This window comes from Kribbella sancticallisti (genome assembly GCF_039530625.1).
Taxonomy (GTDB): Bacteria; Actinomycetota; Actinomycetes; order Propionibacteriales; family Kribbellaceae; genus Kribbella; species Kribbella sancticallisti.
In genome coordinates, this window is sequence record NZ_BAAAOS010000018.1 from 345,663 (window position 1) to 367,520 (window position 21,858).

Annotated in this window: 21 protein-coding genes; 12 read left to right on the plus strand and 9 right to left on the minus strand. The window is 70.1% G+C overall.

Annotated features, from left to right (window positions below):
• Positions 1-16: 16 nt before the first annotated feature.
• Positions 17-2,014, minus strand: a complete 1,998-nt coding sequence (locus ABD255_RS11945; RefSeq protein ID WP_344212942.1) for an ABC transporter permease — start codon at positions 2,012-2,014, stop codon at positions 17-19.
• Positions 2,014-2,781, minus strand: coding sequence for an ABC transporter ATP-binding protein (locus ABD255_RS11950; RefSeq protein WP_344212944.1), 768 nt, complete (start codon positions 2,779-2,781; stop codon positions 2,014-2,016). Before ABD255_RS11950 ends, ABD255_RS11945 begins: the two co-directional genes overlap by 1 nt.
• Before the next feature lie 109 nt (positions 2,782-2,890).
• Between ABD255_RS11950 and ABD255_RS11955 the strand changes: the two genes are divergently transcribed.
• From ABD255_RS11955 to ABD255_RS11970, 4 genes are read left to right on the plus strand one after another with little or no spacing between them, the layout of a single operon-like run.
• The gene (locus ABD255_RS11955) at positions 2,891-4,207 is read left to right on the plus strand and encodes a sensor histidine kinase (protein WP_344212946.1); all 1,317 of its coding nucleotides are present in this window, start codon (positions 2,891-2,893) and stop codon (positions 4,205-4,207) included.
• A complete protein-coding gene (locus tag ABD255_RS11960) occupies positions 4,189-4,842 on the plus strand; it encodes a response regulator (protein ID WP_344212948.1) in 654 nt (217 codons plus the stop codon). Before ABD255_RS11955 ends, ABD255_RS11960 begins: the two co-directional genes overlap by 19 nt.
• Before the next feature lie 21 nt (positions 4,843-4,863).
• The gene (locus ABD255_RS11965; protein ID WP_344212950.1) at positions 4,864-5,280 is read left to right on the plus strand and encodes a CoA-binding protein; all 417 of its coding nucleotides are present in this window, start codon (positions 4,864-4,866) and stop codon (positions 5,278-5,280) included.
• 34 nt (positions 5,281-5,314) lie between these two features.
• Positions 5,315-5,737 (plus strand): TIGR03667 family PPOX class F420-dependent oxidoreductase, encoded by a 423-nt coding sequence (locus tag ABD255_RS11970; protein ID WP_344212952.1) that lies wholly within the window; start codon positions 5,315-5,317, stop codon positions 5,735-5,737.
• A gap of 82 nt (positions 5,738-5,819) precedes the next feature.
• On the opposite strand, the gene ABD255_RS11975 is transcribed toward ABD255_RS11970, so the two are convergent.
• The 5 genes from ABD255_RS11975 to ABD255_RS11995 all read right to left on the minus strand — a co-directional run bounded on the left by ABD255_RS11975 (position 5,820) and on the right by ABD255_RS11995 (position 9,334).
• Positions 5,820-6,068, minus strand: coding sequence for a DUF2630 family protein (locus ABD255_RS11975; protein WP_344212955.1), 249 nt, complete (start codon positions 6,066-6,068; stop codon positions 5,820-5,822).
• The gene (locus ABD255_RS11980) at positions 6,065-6,832 is read right to left on the minus strand and encodes an ABC transporter permease (RefSeq protein ID WP_344212957.1); all 768 of its coding nucleotides are present in this window, start codon (positions 6,830-6,832) and stop codon (positions 6,065-6,067) included. The genes ABD255_RS11975 and ABD255_RS11980 overlap by 4 nt, the downstream gene beginning before the upstream one ends.
• 48 nt (positions 6,833-6,880) lie before the next feature.
• Positions 6,881-8,590, minus strand: a complete 1,710-nt coding sequence (locus tag ABD255_RS11985) for an AMP-binding protein (protein ID WP_344212959.1) — start codon at positions 8,588-8,590, stop codon at positions 6,881-6,883.
• 232 nt (positions 8,591-8,822) lie between these two features.
• Positions 8,823-9,200 (minus strand): transporter permease, encoded by a 378-nt coding sequence (locus ABD255_RS11990; RefSeq protein ID WP_344212961.1) that lies wholly within the window; start codon positions 9,198-9,200, stop codon positions 8,823-8,825.
• Positions 9,182-9,334: a hypothetical protein gene (locus ABD255_RS11995; RefSeq protein ID WP_344212963.1), complete on the minus strand. Its 153-nt coding sequence runs from the start codon at positions 9,332-9,334 to the stop codon at positions 9,182-9,184. Before ABD255_RS11995 ends, ABD255_RS11990 begins: the two co-directional genes overlap by 19 nt.
• Positions 9,335-9,443: 109 nt before the next feature.
• Here ABD255_RS11995 and ABD255_RS12000 point away from each other — a divergent pair, with 109 nt between their 5' ends.
• On the plus strand, positions 9,444-12,164 hold the full coding sequence (locus ABD255_RS12000; protein ID WP_344212965.1) for a bifunctional acetate--CoA ligase family protein/GNAT family N-acetyltransferase: 2,721 nt from the start codon (positions 9,444-9,446) through the stop codon (positions 12,162-12,164).
• A gap of 22 nt (positions 12,165-12,186) precedes the next feature.
• On the opposite strand, the gene ABD255_RS12005 is transcribed toward ABD255_RS12000, so the two are convergent.
• Complete coding sequence (locus tag ABD255_RS12005; RefSeq protein WP_344212967.1) at positions 12,187-12,696, minus strand: DUF2087 domain-containing protein; 510 nt, start codon at positions 12,694-12,696, stop codon at positions 12,187-12,189.
• Positions 12,697-12,752: 56 nt separating this feature from the next.
• On the opposite strand from ABD255_RS12005, the gene ABD255_RS12010 reads away from it, so the two are divergent.
• The 5 genes from ABD255_RS12010 to ABD255_RS12030 all read left to right on the plus strand — a co-directional run bounded on the left by ABD255_RS12010 (position 12,753) and on the right by ABD255_RS12030 (position 18,488).
• The gene (locus ABD255_RS12010) at positions 12,753-13,919 is read left to right on the plus strand and encodes a P1 family peptidase (RefSeq protein ID WP_344212969.1); all 1,167 of its coding nucleotides are present in this window, start codon (positions 12,753-12,755) and stop codon (positions 13,917-13,919) included.
• A gap of 91 nt (positions 13,920-14,010) precedes the next feature.
• Positions 14,011-14,724, plus strand: a complete 714-nt coding sequence (locus ABD255_RS12015) for an ABC transporter ATP-binding protein (RefSeq protein WP_344212971.1) — start codon at positions 14,011-14,013, stop codon at positions 14,722-14,724.
• On the plus strand, positions 14,721-16,628 hold the full coding sequence (locus tag ABD255_RS12020) for an FtsX-like permease family protein (protein WP_344212973.1): 1,908 nt from the start codon (positions 14,721-14,723) through the stop codon (positions 16,626-16,628). The genes ABD255_RS12015 and ABD255_RS12020 overlap by 4 nt, the downstream gene beginning before the upstream one ends.
• A gap of 95 nt (positions 16,629-16,723) precedes the next feature.
• Positions 16,724-17,344, plus strand: a complete 621-nt coding sequence (locus ABD255_RS12025; RefSeq protein ID WP_344212975.1) for a DUF5998 family protein — start codon at positions 16,724-16,726, stop codon at positions 17,342-17,344.
• A gap of 4 nt (positions 17,345-17,348) precedes the next feature.
• Positions 17,349-18,488 carry an alkaline phosphatase family protein gene (locus ABD255_RS12030; protein WP_344212977.1) on the plus strand — a complete coding sequence of 380 codons (1,140 nt, stop codon included), beginning with the start codon at positions 17,349-17,351 and terminating at the stop codon, positions 18,486-18,488.
• Here ABD255_RS12030 and ABD255_RS12035 read toward each other — a convergent pair.
• Entirely contained in the window at positions 18,485-20,128 is a 1,644-nt protein-coding gene (locus ABD255_RS12035) for a S8 family peptidase (protein ID WP_344212979.1), read from the minus strand. The two genes, ABD255_RS12030 and ABD255_RS12035, sit on opposite strands and share 4 nt — an antisense overlap.
• 122 nt (positions 20,129-20,250) lie before the next feature.
• On the opposite strand from ABD255_RS12035, the gene ABD255_RS12040 reads away from it, so the two are divergent.
• Complete coding sequence (locus ABD255_RS12040; RefSeq protein WP_344212981.1) at positions 20,251-20,901, plus strand: thymidine kinase; 651 nt, start codon at positions 20,251-20,253, stop codon at positions 20,899-20,901.
• Positions 20,898-21,734, plus strand: coding sequence for a sulfurtransferase (locus ABD255_RS12045; RefSeq protein ID WP_344212983.1), 837 nt, complete (start codon positions 20,898-20,900; stop codon positions 21,732-21,734). The genes ABD255_RS12040 and ABD255_RS12045 overlap by 4 nt, the downstream gene beginning before the upstream one ends.
• Positions 21,735-21,858 lie beyond the last annotated feature (124 nt).

Genomic DNA, 21,858 nt, shown 5'->3' on the forward strand with positions numbered 1-21,858 from the left:
GGCGGGTATCGGTCTGCTACTCCACCGCCGCCGCCGGGTGCGACTGCCGCAGGATGAAACTGGTCGGCGCCAACGCGGCTCCGACCGCCAGCCCCAGACAGACCACGCCGATCCCGAGCAGCGTCACCCACGGGATGGTCGTGGGCACGTCCGTCATCCCGTCCGTCATCGCGTGACGGATCAGCACCCCGACCGTCACCGTGATCACCGTGCCGAGACTGAGCGCGACCGCGCCGACCAGCGTCGACTCCCACAGCACCATCCGGCGGATCTGTGCCGGCGTCGCGCCGAGCAGCCGTGAGGTGATGAACTCGTGCCGTCGCTGCAGGCTGCCCATCAGCAGCGTGTTGGCGATCGCGATGGCGCTGTAGAACGCGGCCGGACCGAGCAACAGGATCAACCCGAACTGGTTCCCCTTCCGGAGGTCGTCCTCCTGGGTCCGCTCCCACTCAGCAGCCGGTACCGCGTCGGCTCCGGTGCCCGCGAGTTGCTCGTCCAGCGCCTTCACCAGCGCGGCCGGGTCCACTCCATCGCCGGGCTGCACGAACCATCGGCTCGGGGTCGCCTCCGGGGCATGCTTGCGGGCGAACTCGAGTGGGACGATCATCGCGGCGTTCACCTCGGCGGCGGTCCGGAGGATCGCGACCACCCGGAGTCGCGCGGTGGACCTGTCGGTGAGGGTCACGCTGATGTCGTCACCGAGGTCGTAGTTCTCGAAGCCCGCCATCTCCTTGCTCAGGGCAACCGTGTCGCCGCGCAGGTCGCCGAGATCGCCCGAGGCCGGCACCAGCGCCCGGGTCCGCGCGGCCACGGCCGGGTCGACCCCTTCCGCGTCGTCGAGTTCGGCGTCATCGCGGTCGGTCCGGATGACACCGAACGGGATCGCCCCGTCGACCAGCCCGACGCCCGCGGTCGCACGAATTCGCTCGTCGATCGCCCGCCCGGCCGAGGCGCCTGAGCCGGTCGCCTCCGGGGCGGTGACGACGATCGGCGCGCGGACGGTGTCGCGGATGGTGACCGTGGAGGCGTCCGCGGCGAAGCTCAGCGTCAGGACCATCGAGCCGGCGATGGCCGAGATCCCGAGGATCGGCGCCGCGAGAGACGCGCTCCGCCGGGGTGCGGCGACGACGTTGCTCCTCGCGAGGCGGCCGGACACGTCGGTCCAGGCCACCAGCGGCAGCGCCCAGAGCCGCCCGATCCACGGCACCACCAGCGGCGCGAGCAGGGTGAGCGCGATGACCAGCAGCATCGGCGTGAACATCGACAGCGGGATGACAGCCTCGCCCGTCCCCGGCCGGATCAGCGCCAGCAGCGTGATCGACCCGGCCAGGAACAGCAGCCCGAACACGACCCGCACCGGCCCGATCCGCGGCGGCTCCAGCGCCGCCTCCCGCAGCGCGTCGACAGGTCCCACCTTCCCCGCCCGCCGAGCGGCCGACCGGGCCCCGAGCATCGCCACCACCAGCCCGGCGACGATCGCGATCGCGAGCGGCACCCAGGGGCTCGCCGGTTCCAGCTTCACCGGGGCGAGTTCGGAGTACGACGCCTTGGCCAGCAGCAGGGGAGTGGCCAACTGAGCCAGTACTGCGCCCGTCACGGCCGCGGCAAGCGCAACCACGAACGCCTCACCGAGCACCATCCGCCGGACCTGCCGAGGCGTCGCCCCGATCAGCCGGAGCAGCCCGACCTCGCGACGGCGCGACGCTACCGCGAAGGCGAAGGTGCTCGCGATCACGAAGACCGTGATGAAACCGCAGAGCACCCCGACGATGCTGAGCACGACCTGCAGGCCGGAAACGTCCGCAGTGTCCACTGGGACCCGGACGGTGGTAGGCGGATCCGCGTTCGGCAGGTTGACGGTGATGCTCGAGCCGGTCGGGCCGTCGTACGCGACGGTGGCGGCGGTCGCGGTGGCGGCCAGGCCGAGCAGGAACACGCCGACGGCGAGGGCGACGAACGACCCGGTGTACAGGGGCAGGTGGCGGCGTACGGTCTGACGGCTGAGGAAGAACATCAGCGCTCCAGCCGGCTCATGGCGGCGGCGATCTGGGCCGGGTCGCCGTGGTCGAGGGCACCGGCGACCAGGCCGTCGGACAGGAACAGCACCCGCTGGGCATGAGCCGCGGCGACCGGGTCGTGGGTGACCATCACCACGGTCTGGCCACCGCGATCAGTTGCTTCCCGCAACAAGCCGAGGATCTGCCGGCTGGTGCCGCTGTCGAGTGCGCCGGTCGGTTCGTCGGCGAAGAAGACGGCCGGCTTGGTGATCAGCGCCCGGGCGATCGCGACCCGTTGCTGCTGGCCGCCCGACAGCTCGGCCGGCCGGCGCTTGGCCTTGCCTTCGAGGCCGACCCGGTCGAGCACACCGAGCACCTCGTCGCGCCGCGGCCGGCGTCCGGTCAATCGGACCGGCAGCGCGACGTTGTCGTAGACGGTGAGCGAGGGCAGCAGGTTGTAGGCCTGGAACACGAAGCCCATCTGCTGTCGGCGCAGCTTGGTCAGCGCGACCTCGCCGAGTCCGTTCAGGGCGACGCCGCCGAGCGTGACGGTGCCGTTGGTCGGCTTGTCGAGCCCGGCCGCGCATTGGAGCAGGGTCGACTTGCCGGAGCCGGAGGCTCCCATCACGGCGGTGAAGGAGCCGCGCGGGAAGTGGTACGTGACGCCTCGCAGGGCCTCGACGGAGCCGGCCTTGGATCGGTACGTCTTGCTGATGCCGTCCAGAAGCAGGGCGGGCGGTTCGCTCGGTGCGACGGTGGGGCGCGTCGGCGCGGTGCTGGTCATGGTGTCAGCAAACCCGGATCCGGACGCCCTTTCCCTGGTCCGGGAGAGAGACTTGCGGTAGCGCGCACGCTACCGACTCGGGGCCTTTCGCGGCCCTAGGGTTGAGCGGGTGGAGAGACCGGACACGGCGTGGACAGCGCTGGCCACGAGACGCTTCCTCGTCTCGTCGTGGCCCTGGCGCAGCTACGCCTACCTGCTGAGTTCGGTGCCGGTGAGCGTGCTGACCATCGCCGTCCTGGTGGTGTCCGCGGCACTGAGCGCCGTGCTCAGCCCGGTCCTGATCGGGATCGCGATGATGACGGCGTTCCCGTTGTTCGGGGTGGTGATCGGCGCGGTCGAGCGGTGGCGGAGCCGGCTGATGGTGCCCGGCGGCATCCCGAGCCCGCACGCGGCGATCCCCGACTCGTACACCCGGCGCGAGCGCCGCCGGTACCGCCGGCGGGAACGGGCGTCGCTGCGCGCCCTCGGGTACGGCGTACTGCACGGCATCTTCATCTGGCCGATCAACGCGTTGCTCGCCGGGATCAGCGTGACCGTCCTCGGAATCACGCTGGCCGCGCCGGTGATCGCGAGCACCGAAGAGCTGGGGATGGGGCCGTGGATCCTGGACAGCGTGGGGGAGGGGACCTTCTTCCTGCTCGTCTTCGGGCCGGTCTTCTACGTCGTCAGTTCTTATCTGCTCGGGGTTCTGGCGGCGGCCGAGGCCTCGCTGGCGACGGCGCTGCTCGGGCCGCGGGAGGACGAGTTGCGGCGGAACGTGGCGGAGTTGCGGCGGTCGCGGCTGGATCTGGTCGACGCGTTCGAGACGGAGCGGGCGCGGATCGAACGGCATCTGCATGACGGGGTTCAGCAGCGCCTGGTCGGATTGACGATGACGCTGGGGCTGGCTGAGCTGGATCTGCCCGAGGGCGAGGGACGCCGGTTGGTGGTGAAGGCTCACGGTGAGGCCGAGGCGGCGCTCGCGGATCTGCGGGAGGCCGTGCGGGGGATTCATCCGCGGGTGCTGGTCGACCACGGGCTGGAGGCCGCAGTACGGGAAGTGGCTGATCGGAGCCCGCTGCCGGTGAGCGTGCGGATGGCGTTGCCGGACAGGTTGCCCGCGCCGATCGAGGCCGCGGCGTACTTCGTGGTCAGCGAGGCGCTCGGCAATGTGGCGAAGCACGCGCAGGCCGAACGGTGTGAGGTGGAGGGCTGGGTCGCCGGCGACCGCTTGGTCGTCACGATCACGGACGACGGCATCGGAGGCGCGATCCTGGCCCCGCCGCCGGGCTCCCCCCGGGCGGGCGGTGGTTCGGGTGCGGGTGGGACGGGGCTGGCCGGGTTGGTGACGAGGTTGGACGCCTTGGGAGGGACACTCGACCTGAGCAGCCCACCTGGTGGGCCGACCCGCTTGAGGATGGAGTGCCCGTGCCGGCTCGACGACTGAGCATCGTCCTGGCTGAAGACTCGTTGCTGCTCCGCGAAGGTCTGGCGAGCATCCTGGACCGTGCCGGTCACGAGGTCCGCGATGCCGTCGGCGACGCGGACACCCTGCTCGCGGTGGTCCGCAAGGAACCACCCGACCTGGTGATCACCGACGTACGGATGCCGCCCGGGCACAGCGACGAAGGCCTGCGGGCGGCCGCCGAGATCCGGGCGGACTTCCCCGGTATCGGGATCCTGGTGCTGTCGCAGTACGTCGCCGACGCCTACCTCTCCTCCTTGCTCGAGACAACGACCGGCGGGATCGGGTATCTGCTGAAGGACCGCGTCGGGCACGTGACGGAGTTCCTCGCGTCGCTCGACCGGGTGGCGGACGGTGGCACCGTCGTGGACCCCGAGGTGGTCCGCCAGTTGCTGGCCCGGCGCCGTGACGACGGCCCACTCGCGGCGCTGACACCCCGCGAGCTCGAGGTGCTCGCACTGATGGCGGAGGGACGGGTCAACTCGTCGATCGCGGACCAACTGGTGGTGAGCGAGGCCGCGGTACGCAAGCATGTCGGCAACATCTTCGCCAAGCTGCACCTGGACGACGGCCTCGACCGCCGGGTGTCCGCGGTACTCACCTATCTGCGGAGTTGAGCGGCGAGAGAGGATGCCCGTATGAGCTGGGCTGACGAGAGTGACATCCGCGAGATCCTCGCCGACTGCCAGACCTGGGCAGTGGTGGGCCTGTCGAACAACACCAGCCGAGCGGCGTACGGCGTGGCGCGGTTCCTGCAGTCGCACGGGAAGCGGATCGTGCCGGTGCACCCGTTCGCGCAGACGGTGCACGGCCAGCAGGGCTACCTGACGCTGGCCGACATCCCGTTCGAGGTGGACTGCGTGGACGTGTTCGTCCGGTCCGAGTTGGCCGGGCCGATCGCGGACCAGGCGGTGGGAATCAACGCGCGCGCTGTCTGGTTCCAGCTGGATGTAGTGGATCCGGACGCCTACGCCCGGACGACCGCGGCAGGTCTGACGATGGTGATGAACCGCTGCCCGGCGATCGAGTGGGGACGGCTGGGTCCGGCTGCCTGACCTGGACGACACCTACAGCTCGAGAGGCCAAGATATGTTCAGCATCGACACCTCGACCGACTTCGGCGCCCGGATCACGAAGCAACTGGACAACGAACAGGTCCTGTGGCTGACCACGGTCGGCAAGTCCGGCACCCCGGCCCCGAATCCGGTCTGGTTCCTCTGGAACGGCAAGGAGGTGCTGATCTTCAGCCAGTCCGGCAAGGCCAAGGTCCACAACGTGGTAGCCAACCCGCGTGTCGCGCTCAACTTCAACGCCACCCACACCGGCGGCGACGTCGGCGTCCTCACCGGCGACGCGGTGGTCGACGAGTCCCACTCCACCGCCGAGGAACTCGACACCTACAACACCAAGTACGCCGAGGGGCTGGCCGGCCTCAACATGTCCACGGACCAGTTCCACGCCGACTACCCGGTGCTGATCCGCATCACCCCGGACAAGCTTCGCGGCTTCTAGTACGGCGCCGGGATAGTACGGCGCCCGAAGCAGGCCCCGCGGAGGCGTGTCCGCCGCGGGGCGCGGGTCGCTACGGCGCGACTCAGTTCAGGTAGCCCTCGACCACGTCGGCCGAGCGGGCCTTGGCGGACTCGGGGTCCTCGCCGAACTCGCGCTTGGCGCGGCGCTGCCGGAGCAGGTCCCAGCACTGGTCGAGCTCGACCTCGAGCGCGCGCAGCCGGGTGCGCTCGTCGTCGTCGCTGGTGCTGCCGGAGGCGTGCTTCGTGCGGAGCTCGTGCTCCTCGGCCACGAGTTCGTCGATGCGGCTGAAGAGGCTCTTGTCATCGGTCATACGGAAACGGTACGCCCGTCCGGCAGCGAGGCACGCGCCAGCAGTTCGGTGGTCATCAGAATCGCGAGTGCCTCTGCCGCGACCAGCCCGATCAGTACGACGAGCTGCAACGCCGCCGCCGCGGTCGGTGACGCGCCTCCCAGCACCATCCCCACGAAGGCGCCGGGCAGCGTCACCAGACCGACCGTACGGGTCTGATCGAGCGCCGGCAGCAGAGCGTCGCCGGCCGTCGGGCCGGCCACCAGCTTGAACGCGTCGGGCGCCATCAACCCGATCGACAGCCCGGCCTCGTACTCGCCGAAGCGACCCCCGTACTCCGACAGCAACCGCCGCCCGGCGAGCGTGGTCGCGTTCATCGCGCCGCCGATGATGATCCCGCCCATCGGCAGCAGCGTCTCCGGATTCCGCGGCACCACCCCCGGCAGCAGGAGCAGCAGCAGGACGACGCCCGCCCCGCCGCCGATGGCCAGCGCGCAGAACGCGAACTGACCAGGGACCGCCGCCGTCGACCGGATCCGGCGGGTGCTGGTGATGGTCGCGACGACCAGCATCACCGCGATGAACGCGAGGGCTCCCAGGGTCGACTGCAACGCGAAGCCGACGACCAGCCCGACGGCCGCGAGCTGCAGAACCGCCCGCAGCGCGGCCGTGACGATGCCCTTGTCGTGCCGCAGCGACGCGTACCGGGACGCGAGGACGGCGATCGCCACCAGCAACGGCAGGACGACGATCGCCGCGATGCCGAGCCCGGTGTCGTGTGACATCGGACCATTCCAGCACGGGGTACGGACAAACCCGTGGAACCGCCCGGGTCAGGACTCCTTGAAGTCGGCCTCGTCGTAGGCGTGCTCGGCCGGCTCGCCGCTGTCCACCTTCGCGGCCTCGTCGGCGCGCAGCTCGACCCGGCGGATCTTGCCGGAGATCGTCTTGGGCAGCTCGGCGAATTCGATCCGCCGGATCCGCTTGTACGGCGCCAGTTGGTCCCGGCAGAACCGCAGGATCTCCGCGGCCAGCTCCCTTGACGGCTCGTGCCCGGCAGCCAGTACGACGTACGCCTTGGGTACGGCGAGCCGGACCGGATCAGGTGACGGGACCACCGCGGCCTCGGCGACGGCCGGGTGCTCGATCAGGACCGACTCGAGCTCGAACGGCGAGATCCGGTAGTCGCTGGCCTTGAACACGTCGTCCGAGCGGCCGACGTAGGTGATGTAGCCGTTCTCGTCCCGGCTGGCGACGTCGCCGGTGTGGTAAAAACCGCCGCGCATCGCCTCGTCGGTGAGGTCCTTGGCGTCGCGGTAGCCGCGCATCAGCGGCACGGGCGGGGGAGCGAGTTCGATGCAGATCTCGCCGTCGTCGCCGATCTCGTCGGTGGCTGGGTCGACCAGGGCGATCGAGTAGCCCGGCAGTGGCCGGCCCATCGACCCGAGCTTGACCGGCTGACCCGGCGGGTTGCCGATCTGCGCGGTCGTCTCGGTCTGGCCGTAGCCGTCCCGGATGGTGATGCCCCAGGCGTTGCGGACCTGCTCGATCACCTCGGGGTTGAGCGGCTCGCCCGCCGAGATGCACTCGCGGATCGCGACCTCGACGGCCGAGAGGTCGGCCTGGATCAGCATCCGCCAGACGGTCGGCGGTGCGCAGAAGGTGGTCACGCCGTACGTCTGCAGGACCTGCAGCATCTTCTCCGCGTCGAACCGCGTGTAGTTGTAGAGGAAGACCGTCGCGCCCGCGTTCCAGGGCGCGAACACGTTGCTCCAGGAGTGCTTGGCCCAGCCGGGTGACGACACGTTGAGGTGGACGTCACCGGGCTGCAGGCCGATCCAGTACATGGTCGACAGGTGACCGACGGGATAGCTGACCTGGGTGTGCTCGACCAGCTTCGGCTGACTCGTCGTACCCGAGGTGAAGTAGAGCAGCAACGAGTCGTCCGCAGAGGTGTCCACCTCCGGCACCGGGCCGTCGTACTCACGTGAATCGTCGTAGTCGAGCCAGTTGTCCACAGCTCCGCCGACGCTGACCCGGAGGCAGTGATCGGCGATACCTTCATAACGCGGAGCATCCGAACTGCTCGTCACCACAACCCGTACTCCGCCGCGCGTGATCCGGTCCGCCAGGTCCGCGTCGGTCAGCAGGGTGGTCGCCGGGATCATGACGGCGCCTGCCCGGATGCAGGCGAGCATCACCTCCCAGAGCGGGACGGTGTTGCCCAGGACGATCAGGACCCGGTCGCCCGGCTGGAGCCCGGCCTGGGTGAGCCAGCCGGCCACCTGGCGGGAGCGCTCGGCCATCTCCGCGTAGGTCAGCGAATTGACCTCACCGTCCTCCTCGACGATGGTCAGCGCTGGGACCTCCGCCTGCTCGACGGCGAGCGCATCGAACCAGTCACGGGCCCAGTTGAACCGGTCGAAGCCCGGCCAACTGAAGTCGCGGTACGCGGTCTCGTAGTCCTCGCGATGCGCGACCAGGAAGTCGCGGGCCGCACGGAACGTCCGGGTGTTGTCCGAGGTGCTCTGTTCCTCGCTCATGCCCGCACTATTGCCCAGCCCGGTGCCTGCGGCAATCGGGACGCGCGGCGCTGACGGCGGGCAGCGGATAGCCGACAGCGGCGAGCTGACCGGACGATTCGTGGCGATTGGACAGGCGGCCTGGCTTCGAACTACAGTCGAACACATGTTCGAACCCTGGTCTTTCCCGTGGGTCCGCTGGCCTCGCCGCCGCCGGACGGCCTCAACCTCAGCTGGAGGTCCGCCTTCGCCGTCAGCTGAGGTTGACGGCCAGGACTGTTCCGACGAGGACGACCGGGACCAGGGTGAGACCGCGCCACAGGAACGACCACCAGGAGATGTGGACGCCGGCCGCGACACAGCGGTCGCGCCAGAGGAGGGTGGCCAGCGAGCCCCAAAGGGTGAGCAGGCAGTCGCAGTTCACCCCGATCAGCAGCAGCATCATCCGGTGGCCTTCCGCGGCCGCCACAGGTTCCATCGCAAGATAGGCCGGCAGGTTGTCGACCGCGTCCGCGCCGAGTGCGGCCGTGCCGGTCAGACGCAGGTCCGCGGCCAGCCCACTCGGAGCGAGACCTGCCACGTCGCCGAGTAGTCCCTCGAGCCCGTGGGCGGTCAAGGCCACGGGCCGCACGCCGGCATCCTCAGCCCGCCTTCGCCTTCGCCTTCGCCTTCGCCCTCGCTCGTGGTGATGCGCCGGTTGCTGAGCGGATGGTGGTCGACGTGTTCGAGAAAGTCCATCGGCCGATCGATCATCGAGCCCGACATGCCACCTTCCTTGAGAAGGTGACAGCTTCACCGAGGACGGACAGGTGCGCGCTCCATGATGACAGCGGCAGCAACGGCAGCCGACCGCGCCGTTGAGTACGCTGGCGGCGTGACAGCGCCGGAGCAGCCTCAGCGACCGGTTCAGTACGTCGTGGAGTACCCCGAGGGGTATCCGGCGGTGTACGAGGCCGATGTGGTCCTGCGGGACGGGGCGACAGCCCACCTGCGGCCGATCACGCCGAGTGATCCGGATCTGCTGGTGGCGTTTTACGCGCGCGTCTCCGAGCAGTCGAAGTACTACCGCTTCTTCGCGCCCTATCCGCAACTCTCGGACCGGGATGTGGCGCGGTTCACCCAGGTCGACTACGTGGACCGGCTCGCGCTGATCGTCACCGTCGGCGACGAGATGATCGGCGTCGGCCGGTACGAGCGGACCGGTCGGCGAACGGCCGAGGTCGCCTTCCTGATCGAGGACGCGCACCAGGGGCGGGGCCTCGGGCAACTGTTGCTCGAGCACCTGGCCCAGGCCGCCCGCGAGCACGGCATCACCCGGTTCATCGCCGAGGTGCTGCCGGACAACCGGAAGATGATCACCGTCTTCACCGAGGCCGGCTACAAGGTCGCCCGGGAGTTCGAGGACGGCGTGATCATGGTCGAGTTCGACATCGCGCCGACCGACACCTCGTTCGGTGTGATGCAGGCCCGCGAGCAGCGGTCCGAGGCGTTGTCGATCGCCCGGCTGCTGACGCCGGCCGGAGTCGCCGTGATCGGCGCCAGCCGCCGCGAGGGCACGATCGGCAACGCGCTGCTGCGCAACCTGCGCGACGGCGGCTTCCCCGGCCAGTTGTACGCGGTGAATGCCGACACCAAGGCGAGCGAGATCGACGGCGTCCCGGCGTACCCGACGATCCGCGACATCGAGGGGACCGTCGACCTGGCCGTGGTCGCGGTCAAGGCCGATCAGGTCGCCGACGTGATCGTCGACTGCGCGTTCAAGGGCGTCCGCGGTCTGGTCGTCGTGTCCAGCGGGTTCGCCGAGATCGGCGACGAGGGCCGCAAGCGGCAGCGGCACCTGGTCGGCCTGGCCCGGTCGTACGGGATGCGCGTGATCGGCCCGAACGCGCTCGGCGTGATCAACACCGCGCCCGGCGTCTCGCTGAACGCCACCCTGTCGCCGCTGATGCCGAGCCGCGGCCGGGTCGCGTTCTTCTGCCAGTCCGGCGCCCTCGGTGTCTCGATCCTCGCGGACATGGTCGGCCGTGGACTCGGCCTGTCCACCTTCGTCTCGGCCGGCAACCGCGCCGACGTGTCAGGCAACGACCTGATGCAGTACTGGTACTCCGACGAGGCGACCGAGGTCGTCCTGCTCTACCTGGAGTCGCTCGGCAACCCGCGCAAGTTCAGCCGCGTCGCCCGCCGGCTGGCCGGCCGCAAGCCGGTGATCGCGCTGAAGACCGGCCGCGCCACCCAGGGCGTGCCGCTCGGCCACACGGTCCGCCGCAGTCAATTGCCGTCGGCAACCATCGACTCACTGTTCCGGCAGAGCGGCCTGATCGGCGTGGACACCCCGGGCGAACTGTTCGACGTCGCCCAGTTGGTGGCGCACCAGCCGCTGCCGAAGGGCCGCCGGGTCGCCATCGTCAGTAACTCCGACGCCCTGACGCTGCAGGCCCTGGACACGATGGCGGGCTGCGGGCTCGCGGTCGCCGGTGAAGCGCACACGCTCAACGCCGAGGCCTCGGCTGCCGACTTCGACGCGGCCCTGCGAGAGGTGTTCGCCGACGACCAGGTCGACTCGGTCGTGGTGATCTTCACCCCGCCGGTCCAGTCGAACGGTGCCGAGGTCGCGCAGGTGCTCGCCGCCGCGGCCGCCGGTTCCGAGAAGCCGGTCCTGTCCACGTTCCTCGCCTCCCGCCGGGTGCCCGAGGAACTCCGGGTCGCCGACGAACACGGCGGCGCCGCCCGCGGCTCGATCCCGTCGTTCTCGTCTCCGCAGTACGCCGTGGGCGCGCTCGCCAAGGCCACCCAGTACGCCGAGTGGCGGCGTCGCGCCGACAGCAGGATCCCCGAGTTCCCCGACATCGACACGGTCGGCGCCGAGGACTTCGTCGCGGAGTTCCTGCAGCGCCATCCGCACGGCGCCGACCTGGACGACGCGGATCGGCAGCGGCTGCTGAGCTTCTACGACATCAGCGTGCTGCCCGCGTTCCCCGTGCTCTCGGCCGACGAGGCGGTGGCCAGAGCGGCTGACCTCGGGTTCGAGGTGATCCTCAAGGCGACCGCCGAGCAGTGGCGGATGCGCCCGGACCTGGCCGACATCTGGCGCCACATCCACGACGAGGACGACATGCGCGAGGCGTGGGCCGAGATGACCCGGACCTTCGGGGTGGCGTCGGATCCGGGGCGGGCGCAGTTCGTCGTACAGAAGATGGCGCCGCCCGGAGTACCGGTGGTGATCTCGGCGCTGGAGGACGTGGCGTACGGGCCGGTGGTGACGTTCGGGTTGTCCGGGGTGGCGACGGACCTGCTCGGCGACCGCTCGTACCGGATGCCACCGCTGACCACAGTCGACGCCGCCGAGATGGTCGGCGAGGTCCGCGCCGCGCCGCTGCTCTACGGCTACCGCGGTTCCGACCCGGTCGACATCCCGGCGATCGAGAACCTGCTGCACCGGGTCTCCCGGCTGACCCTCGAACTCGAGGAAGTCGTCCGCCTCGACCTCCGCTCGGTCCTGGTCGCCGCCCAGGGCGCGACCGTCCTCGACACCTCCATCCGCATCGCCCCCAACGAAAAACCACGCCAGGACACCCCGGCCCGCCGCCTCACGTGACGCCCGTCGAGGCCGCCTAGCCTCAAGCCGGGCGTTGGTAGACGCTGTCGGTGCGGGTCAGGAGGCCGTAGTCGACGAGCAAGCGGCGGAGGGCGGCGTGGTCGGAGTGCCAGGTGTTGAGGATGGCGTTGACCTCCGGCTCCGGGTAGCTACGGCCGGGCTCGAACGAGTTGACGAGGTACTCGAGCACGATCCGGGTCTTCGCCGGGAACGTCGGGAAGCCCGTCAGCCGGCCGTCGCGGATGAAGGCGCGGAGGAGGTTGTCGCGGGCCGGATCCGGATCGAGCGGCTCTCGCTCCGGTCGGGCGCGGACCGCCTCCTTGAAGATCTCCTCGTCGGCGCGCAGTCCGTCACCGGCGGCTGTCAGCAGGCCGGTCTTGATCAGCCGCTGGACAGACTTGTGGACCGCCGCGTGGTCGAGTCCGGTGATTCCGGCGATCTCCTCCGGGCTGCGCGCGCCGAGGACGACGGCGGAGTACGTCCGCAGTCGCGACGGTTCGGCCAGTGATCCACAGAGCAGGTCGGCGTTCATGCCATTCACCGTAAGGTCGGTGGCAACTGGATTTCCCCGGATGCTAGACAGAGCCCATGACGACTGAGCAGCCCGGCCCGCACAACGCGATCACCGACGTCCCGGGCGTGCTGGTCGGCCAGGTCGAGCGCCTCGACCCGCCCTACCTGACCGGTACTACGGTCGTGTACCTGCCGAGTACCGCGGTCGCCGGCGTCGATGTGCGCGGTGGGGCGCCCGGCACCCGCGAGACCGACCTGCTCGATCCCGTCAACTCCAACCCGGGCGCGAACGCGATCGTCCTGACCGGCGGCAGTGCGTACGGCCTGGAGGCTGCCTCGGGGGTGATGGCGTGGCTCGAGGAGCAAGGGCAGGGTGTGCGGGTCGGGCCGGGGGAGCGGGACGTCGTACCGATCGTCCCGGCGGCGGTGATCTTCGACCTCGGCCGGGGCGGTGGTTTCCAGGCCCGCCCGGACCACGGCTGGGGCCGCAGCGCGATCGAGGCTGCAAGCAACGGTCCCGTTGCCGAGGGCAACCATGGCGCCGGAGCCGGGGCAAGAGCGGGCGATCTCAAAGGCGGTGTCGGCACCGCAAGCATCAGACTGCCAGACGGCACGACCGTCGGCGCCCTGGTCATCGTCAACGCCGTCGGCTCCGCCGTAGATCCCCAAGGCCGCCTCCTCGGCAGCCCGTACGGCCTGGCCGAAGAGTTCGCAGACCTGCGAACTCCCACCGAGCCACCACCCAACCTCCCCGACCACGCAACGCCGGCCGCGCCGGCGCCGCCTCCGCCGGAAGGGCCAGGGACGCCCCCGCCGGGTGAGCCGACGCCGCCCTCACCGGGAGGGCTGGGTGAGCCGGCGCTGCCACCCGGACGGGCCGAGCAGGCGGCTCCGGTGATGAACACCGTGATCGCCGTGGTGGCGACCGATGTGCCGCTCGACAAGGCCGCGGCCAAGCGGATGGCGATGGTTGCTCACGACGGCCTCGCACGCGCGATCGACCCTGTGCACACCCTCCTCGACGGCGACGCGATCTTCGCGGTCTCGACCGGGCAGCCACCTCGCCTCAGCGTCACCGACCCGGCCGCGCTGAGCCGGCTGGAGACAGTCTTCGCGGCCGGCGCGCGGACCCTGGCGCGCGCCATCGTCCGCGGAATGCTGGCGGCCGAGACCGTCGAAACCCCCGCGGGCAAGCTCATCAGCTACCGGGACGCCTACCCCTCCGCCGTACGACCGGAGTAGTACACGGACCACCCGGAAGACGTCGAAAGACGCGCCGAGAACCGGTCCGCAGGCCGACGCTCCAAGGCTCGCTTCGCGAAAGCCTTCGGATATGAGCTTCCCGAGTCCCCAGACGACCTACCAGCAACCAACTCAGCCGCAACCGCCTGTCCTCGCCGGCCGCGGCCTCGTCAAGTACTACGGCCAAGTGGTCGGCCTCGCCGGGGTGGACGTGGCCGTGAGGGCGGGGGAGGCCCTCGCCGTGATGGGCCCGTCCGGCAACGGAAAGACCACCCTCTTGCACGTCCTGGCCGGCATCCTCAGTCCCGACCAGGGCGAGGTTTGGCTGGCGGGCGAACGGGTCGACCAACTCGGCGACGCCGCCCGGACCGTACTGCGACGCCGGCGGCTGGGCTTCGTCTTCCAGGACAACCAACTCCTGGCCGAACTCCCGGCAGACGAGAACGTGGCTCTACCTCTGATGGTCGACGGCATGTCCCGCCGCGACGCGATCGGCCGGGCACGTGCCACGCTCGCTCAGGTCGGTCTGGCCAACGAGGTCAACCGCCGCCCCGGCGAACTCTCCGGCGGCCAGGCTCAGCGGGTCGCGATCGCCCGCGCCCTCGTCGGCGAACCGCAGGCCGTCTTCGCGGACGAGCCGACCGGCGCCCTCGACGCGACCACCGGAGCCCAGGTGATCGACCTGCTCGTCGGCGCCGCCACCCAGCGCGGAGCGGCCGTGGTCGTGGTGACCCACGACGACGCCGTCGCCGCGCGCTGCCACCGGGTCGTACGGATCGTCGACGGCCGGGTGAGCGAGCGATGAATCCGATGACCGATCTCGGGCTGCGCTTCGTCCGGCGCCCGGGACCCGGCGGCCGGGCGGCGAATCTCGCGGCTTTCGGCGCCACCGCGGTGGTCGCGTTGCTCGTGACATTCCTGATCGCGGGCTCGCTCGGCCTGACCCACCGCTCCGACCGGATCGGCTGGCGCACCACCAACGACGGCGATGCCAAGTCAGCCGTCGGTGTGGTCAACGATGTCCACGACATGGCCGATGGCGTCCCGTTCACCCGCTACGACCTCGCCATCAACAACCCGCAGCGCAACAGTGAACTGCCGCCGCCTCCCGGCCTGCCCAGCGCACCCAAGCCCGGCGAGGTCTTCGTCTCACCCGAACTGGCCAAGCAGTGGTCGGCAGACCTGAGTAGGCGCTACCAGGTCGACAAGCCCACCGGCACGATCTCCGAGGCAGGCCTGTCCTCACCAGACGAACTGGTCGTCATCCGTGGTGTCGAGAAGAACTCGCCCGGCGTCGGTTCGGCGGATCGCCCGAAGTACCTGGAGACCTGGCGCGGCACCACGCTGGACGACCGGATGGCACTGCTGCTTGCACTGGTCGCCTTCGGTATTGCCCTGGTCCTGTTCCCGCTCCTCAGCCTGGTCGGTCAGGCGGCAGGCGTCGCGGCCAAGCGGCGCGAACATCGCCTGGCCGCGCTGAGGCTCGCTGGAGCGACCAGGAGCCAGGTCCTCTGGCTGAGCGCGGTAGAGCAGGCAGTGCTCGCGTTCGCTGGGGCGATCGCCGGTCTGATCGGCTACACGCTGCTCAGCCCGCTCATCGCCCGTATCCCGCTCGGCGGCGGCCGGTGGTACCTGCATGACCTGACCGTGAGTTGGTGGGTCGTGCTCGTGGTGCTGGTCGCAGTACCGGTGCTGTCGGTGCTCAGCGCGATGATCGGCCTCGGCCGGGTGAGCATCACCCCGCTCGGCGTCGTCCGCGGGCAGACCCGCAAGGCCACCAGCGCGCTGCGACTCGGGCTGCTGGTGATCGGCCCGATCATGCTCGCGGTCCTGGGCACGGGCGGCGCGATCCTGCCGCTGCTGATCGGGATCGCGATGGCGGCGCTGGCGGTCCGCGTGGTCGGTCCGTGGGCGGTCCAGCTGATCGGCAAGATCATGGCCCGTACTGCGAAGGGCCCGGTGGCGCTGCTCGCTGGCCGGCGTCTGGCTGACGACCCGAAGGGCGCGTTCCGCCCGGTGGCGGCCCTGGTGCTGAGCGGGTTCGTGACCGGGTTCCTCGCCCTGTTCATGCCGTACGGCATCTCCCAGGACAGCACCAACGCCCAGTTCCAGCTCTACCCGAAGCAGGGTCAGAGCGTCGCTGTCGCCGAGGACGCGAAGAAGCGGCTCACCGAGGCCGGGTTCACCAGCGACGTGAAGACGGGCGACCAGAGTGTGACCATCTCTGTCTCGACCACCGATCGCGAGAAGGTACGGACCGTGCTCTACGACGTCGTCCCTAGCCAGGTGCCGTTGACGGATTGGGAGAAGGACGAGCAGGAGGCCGGGATCTACCTGGACCTGCGACTCGGCGTGGCGTTGCTGCTCGGGCTGGTGTTCGTCACCGGTGCCGCGTCCACCGCTGCCGGTGCGGTGGGGACCGCGCTGGACCAGGCCGCTCCGGCGAAGGCGCTGCGGCGATCCGGTGTACCGCTGCAGGTGATCGAGCGATCCGCGCGGCTGGCAGCCGTCGTGCCAGTGGTCGGTGTCGGGCTTCCGGTGGTCGGGTTCGGCGCGTTGTGCGGATTGGCGGTGAGCGGCGGACAAGTCATCACCGAAGGCAGTTCCGGAGTGATTCTCCTCGTGGGCCAGGTGATCATCGGCCTCGTCCTGGTCTTCGTCGCCGGAGCCGCCGGAGCGCCTGTACTACGCAAGGCCAGCGCGGGCTGAGCTGCACAACTACCTTCCCCACCCCGCCGCCCCGGTCAGGCAGCTATCCACAGGACGGATAAAGCTCCGGGCCCCGCGCATGCAAGGATGAGGTCATGCGTGACCTGAATGCGCCGGTCCCGGAGCTCGCGGACGCGTCGTCCGACCTTCGCGACGCGATCGACCGGTGCGGCTACTACCCAGACGTCGTGACGGACTCACTCGCGGTGGCGATCGCCGGCGAACCGATCCGGGCCTTCGTGCTCCAGCACGAGCCGACCTTCGATCGTGACGAGGTCCGGCGCCACATCACCATCCTGGCGCTGACCCCGAGCCGGCTGATCGTCGGGCACACCGACGAGCATGCCGCGGACGACCTGATCCGGGCGCCCTACGCGTCCACCTCGACCGAGGCGATCCCGCTGAACCGGGTGAACGCCGTGGTGGTGAACCGGGTGGTGCCGAACCCGGCCGGGTACGCCTCCGGCAAGGCGGACCGCGACCCGGCCGCCGGCGGCGAGGTCGTGCTGACGATCGGCTGGGGGATGGTGAACCGGATCGACCTCGAGCCGGCCGTCTGCGCCGACCCGAACTGCGAGGCCGACCACGGGTACACCGGGTCCGTCGCGTCCGACGACATCTCGCTGCGGATCAGCGCCGCGGCCGACGGCCCGGCCGGGATCCAGCAGGTGCTCGACTTCGCGGCCGCACTGTCCTTCGCGACGACCAGTAAGTAGCGCCGTGGCTGACCCGACGCCTGCTGGTCCCTACGGATACAACCTCCCTGCTTATGGCGGCGGGTCCCTTGCTGACGTTCTCCCGTCCGTCGCCGGCGCACTGTCGGTGCCGGAGGAGCAGAACATCCTCGACCTGCCACCAGCACCCCGGTACGCCGTATTGCTGCTCGACGGGCTCGGGTGGAATCTCCTGCGCCGCAACGCGGAGGTCGCGCCGTACCTGTCGTCCTTGGCCGCTCGCAGCCTGACGGCCGGAGTGCCGTCGACCACCGCGGCGAGCCTGACCAGCCTGGGCACGGGACTTCCGCCGGGCGCTCACGGCATCGTCGGCTACACCTCGATCGTGCCGGAGACGGGTGCGCTGCTGAACGCGCTGCAATGGGACGCCCCGGTGGATCCACGCAAGTGGCAACCACATCGGACAGTGTTCGAGCGCGTCGCCGCAGCGGGTGTCGCCGTGCGCAACGTGAGCAAGGCGCGCTTCGACACCTCGGGCCTGACGGCGGCCGCCTTCCGGGGCAGTGCGCACCGCGGTGCCGACACGGTCGAGGATCGCCTCGACGCGACCAGGTTCGCCAGCCGCGAAGGCAGGTCATCGCTGGTCTACGTGTACGACTCGCAACTCGACTACACCGGCCACGGGCAGGGGAGCGAGTCGTGGCAGTGGCGTAAGGAACTCGCCGCGGCTGATGCGTTCGCCTCGCAGGTCAGGTCGGCGCTGCCGCGCGATGCCGTGCTCGTGGTGGTCGCCGACCACGGCATGATCGACGTCGCGCCGGAGAACCGGGTCGACCTCGACGCGGAACCGGCGCTGACAGAGGGGCTGCGGTTGATTGGTGGCGAGTCCCGCTTCCGTCACCTGTACTGCGTGGACGGCGCGGCCGGCGACGTACTGGCGACGTACCGCGAGCGGGTCGGGGACAAGGCACTCGTGCTCAGCCGCGAGGAGGCGATCGCGCGCGGGTGGTTCGGCCCGGTCGACGAGCGGGTGGCGCCTCGGCTCGGTGATGTCGTGGTGGCGGCTCTTGGACCGCTGGCGCTGGTGGCCGGCCGCCGGTACCCGCAGGAGGCCGGACTGATCGGCTTGCACGGCTCCCTGACCGAGGACGAGATGATGATCCCGCTACTGGTCGACGCGGGCTAGAAGCTCCACACGTTCCAGAAGAAGCTGGACTGAGCCGTTTTGGCTTCGGCGTCGCGAGCGGTGACCGTCACCTTGTAGCGGCCTGAGCCGGGCGTGAGGACACCGGTGATCCAGCCGCGCTCGGCATCGATGCTGAGCCCCGGCGGCAGCCCGGTCGCCGTGTAGCTGATCTCGCCGGACGAGCTGAGGCCCTTGATGAGCAGCGGGATCGCCGGAACACCGCCGACGCCGAGTTGCTCGGACGGCTTGGTGATACTGACCCCGGTCCGCGGAGCCTGCCCGGCGACGCCGACAGCCTCCGCGGCGTCGACCAGTCCTTCGCCGTAGTACGAGTTGTTTTCCTCGGTGCCGGTGCATTCACCCGCCGAGGAGGCCGGGCAGGGAATGTCGTTGGCCTGCGCTGTCAGCCGCGCCCGCACCTGCTCAGGCGTCAGCTTCGGATTCGCGCTGCGGACCAGCGCGGCGACGCCCGCGACGTGCGGCGATGCCATCGACGTCCCGTCCAGCGACTGGTAGGCGCCGCCCGGGACGGTCGAGTAGACGTCCTCGCCGGGCGCGGCGACGGTGATCTTGTTCGTGCCGTAGTTCGAGAAGTTCGACTTGCCGCTCTGCGGGTTGACCGAGGCGACGACGATCATGTTCGGCAGTTCGGTCGGCAGGGTGATGCACTCGTTGGTGATCTGGCGGATGGCCGGCGTGGAGTCGTTCGGGCTGGTCGGATCGGTGGTCTTCGCGGCCAGGTCGTAGTCCTCGTTGCCGGCGGCCGCGACGTTCACGACGCCCTTCGAGTCGGCGTACGCGACCGAGCGCCGGACGGCCTCCGCGATCGCCTCCTGGTCGGGGTCGGTCGGACACAGGAACAGCCACGGGTCGACGTAGTAGCTGTTGTTGGTGATCGAGACGCCCTTGTCGGCGGCGAAGATGAACGCGCAGACCGTGTTCTCCGGAAAGAACAACTGGCTGCCGGCTTCCGCGACGCGAATCGACGACACCTTGGCTCCGGGTGCGACACCGACCATGCCCTTGCCGTCCTTGGCCGCCGCGATCGAGCCGGCGACGTGGGTGCCGTGCTCACCGACCGGGCGCCACGCACCGGGCCGCACGTCGGCCTTGCCGTACGCGCAGGACGCCGACTTGGCCGCGTCGAAGTTCGCCTTCAGGTCCGGGTGCAGGTCGTCGACCCCGGTGTCCAGTACCGCGACCGTGATCGCCTTCGAGCCCGGGTTCACCGCCCAGGCCTTGTCCGCGCCGATCATCGTCATGTCCGGCCGGGCGGTCTCGGGTGCGCGGTCCGCGATCTCGGTTGGAGCCGTCGGGATGGCCGGGTTCGCGACGGCGGCGGGGAGGTCCGACGTACGGGTGGCGCCGACTTTCTCGACGCCGCTGACCCCGCGCATCTTGGCGGCGAAGTCCGCCGCCGCCGAGTGCACCACCAGAACGCCGATCGCGTCGTACGCCGCGTAGACAGTGCCGCCGCTGGACGTCACTCCGGCGGTGACTCCGGCCGTCTGCTTGGGGGCGGTGATCACGAAGTACGCGCGCAGCCCGGCCTCGATCCGCGTCGGAGCCGCGGTGGACGGCACCGTCGAGGTCAGCAGGCTCAGGCACAGCGTCAGGAAGAGAATCAGGGCTTTGCGCACGCTCAAGTAGAACCCGCGGGAGGTGCATTGCGAAAGCCGACGCACTCCCGGCGGCGGTCGGCATTCCCCGCGTGACCCCCGGTGTCACTGACGCGGAGACGACTTTGGCAGGATGAGCGCCCGTGGCTGATCTGCTCTACTTCACCGGGACCATGGACTGCGGCAAGTCCACGCTGGCACTGCAGATGGATCACAACCACAAAGCGCGCGGCCGGATCGGCCGGATCTTCACCAGCAACGACCGCGCCGGCGAGTCGACGCTGTCCTCGCGGCTGGGGCTGGAGGCCGAGGCGATCGAGGTCCGGCCCGACTTCGACTTCTGGCAGTACGTCGTCGACGAACTGACCCAGGGCGGCCGGATCGACTACGTCGTCTGCGACGAGGCGCAGTTCTACCAGGCCGAGCAGGTCGAGCAACTGGCCCGGCTGGTGGACGAGTTGCAGATCGACGTCTTCTGCTTCGGCATCCTGACCGACTTCCGGGCCCGGATGTTCCCCGGCTCGGCCCGGCTGGTCGAGTTGGCGGACCGGATGGAACTGCTCCAGGTCGAGGCGCTGTGCTGGTGTGGCGAGCGTGCCACCCACAACGCCCGGACCGTCGGTGGTGAAATGGTCACCGAAGGCGAGCAACTCGTCGTCGGCGACATGGTCACCAACGCGGCGGACGTCGCCTACGAGGTGCTCTGCCGTCGTCACCACCGGCGCCGGCTGACCGCCGCCCGTGCCCGTGCCACCCTGTCACCCGAAGTACTGCCGTTCGGAGGCGCACTGTGAGCCCGCTGATCTCTGCTTCCTCGTTGCTGTCGGCCCCTGTGGGCGAAAACACCGTCCGGCCGGTGCTGATCGACGTCAGCTGGAACCTGGCCGGCCCGCCCGGCCGGGAGGCGTACGACGCCGGCCACCTGCCCGGCGCGTACTTCGTCGACCTGGAGACCGAGCTGGCCGGACCGCCCGGTGACGGCGGCCGCCATCCGTTGCCGTCGGCAAGCATTGTGGAGGCGGCGCTGCGCCGGGCCGGGGTGGACCAGGACAGCGCGGTCGTCGTCTACGACGCGGCCAACTCGATGGCCGCCGCCCGCGCCCGCTGGGTCTTCCAGTACTTCGGGCTGCGCGACGTCCGTGTCCTGGACGGCGGCTTCGCGGCCTGGCAGGCAGCCGGGGGAGAGGTCAGTACCGAGGTACCGGCCGACGCTGCTGGTTCCTTCGTCGCCTCTGCCGGGCACATCCCGGTTCTCGATGCCGCGGGAGCCGCCGAGATCGCTTCGAGCGGGGTACTGCTCGATGCGCGGGCGCCGGAGCGTTTCGCCGGCGAGGTGGAGCCGATGGACAAGGTCGCCGGGCACATCCCCGGCGCGGTGAACGCCCCGACCACCGCGAACGTCAGCGCGGACGGCCACTTCCTCCCCGCCGACGACCTCCGCGCCCGCTTCACCGCTCTCGGCGCGGACGGCTCGAAGCCGGTCGGCGCGTACTGCGGTTCCGGTGTCACCGCCGCGCATGAAGCCCTGGCGTTGGAAGTAGCCGGCATCGAGGCGCCCGTCTACATCGGCTCGTGGTCCGAGTGGATCACCGACCCGACCCGGCCGATCGCCACCGGGCGCTCCTAGCGGTTCCCGCCCTGGCCTTTCGACCAGGGTCGAAGGGCCGCAGGCTGGCTCCGGAGTGAGTCCTTGACTTCCTCCGCAGGCTGCGGAAACGTCGTGGGCAATCGATTTCTCACCGCCCCGAGGA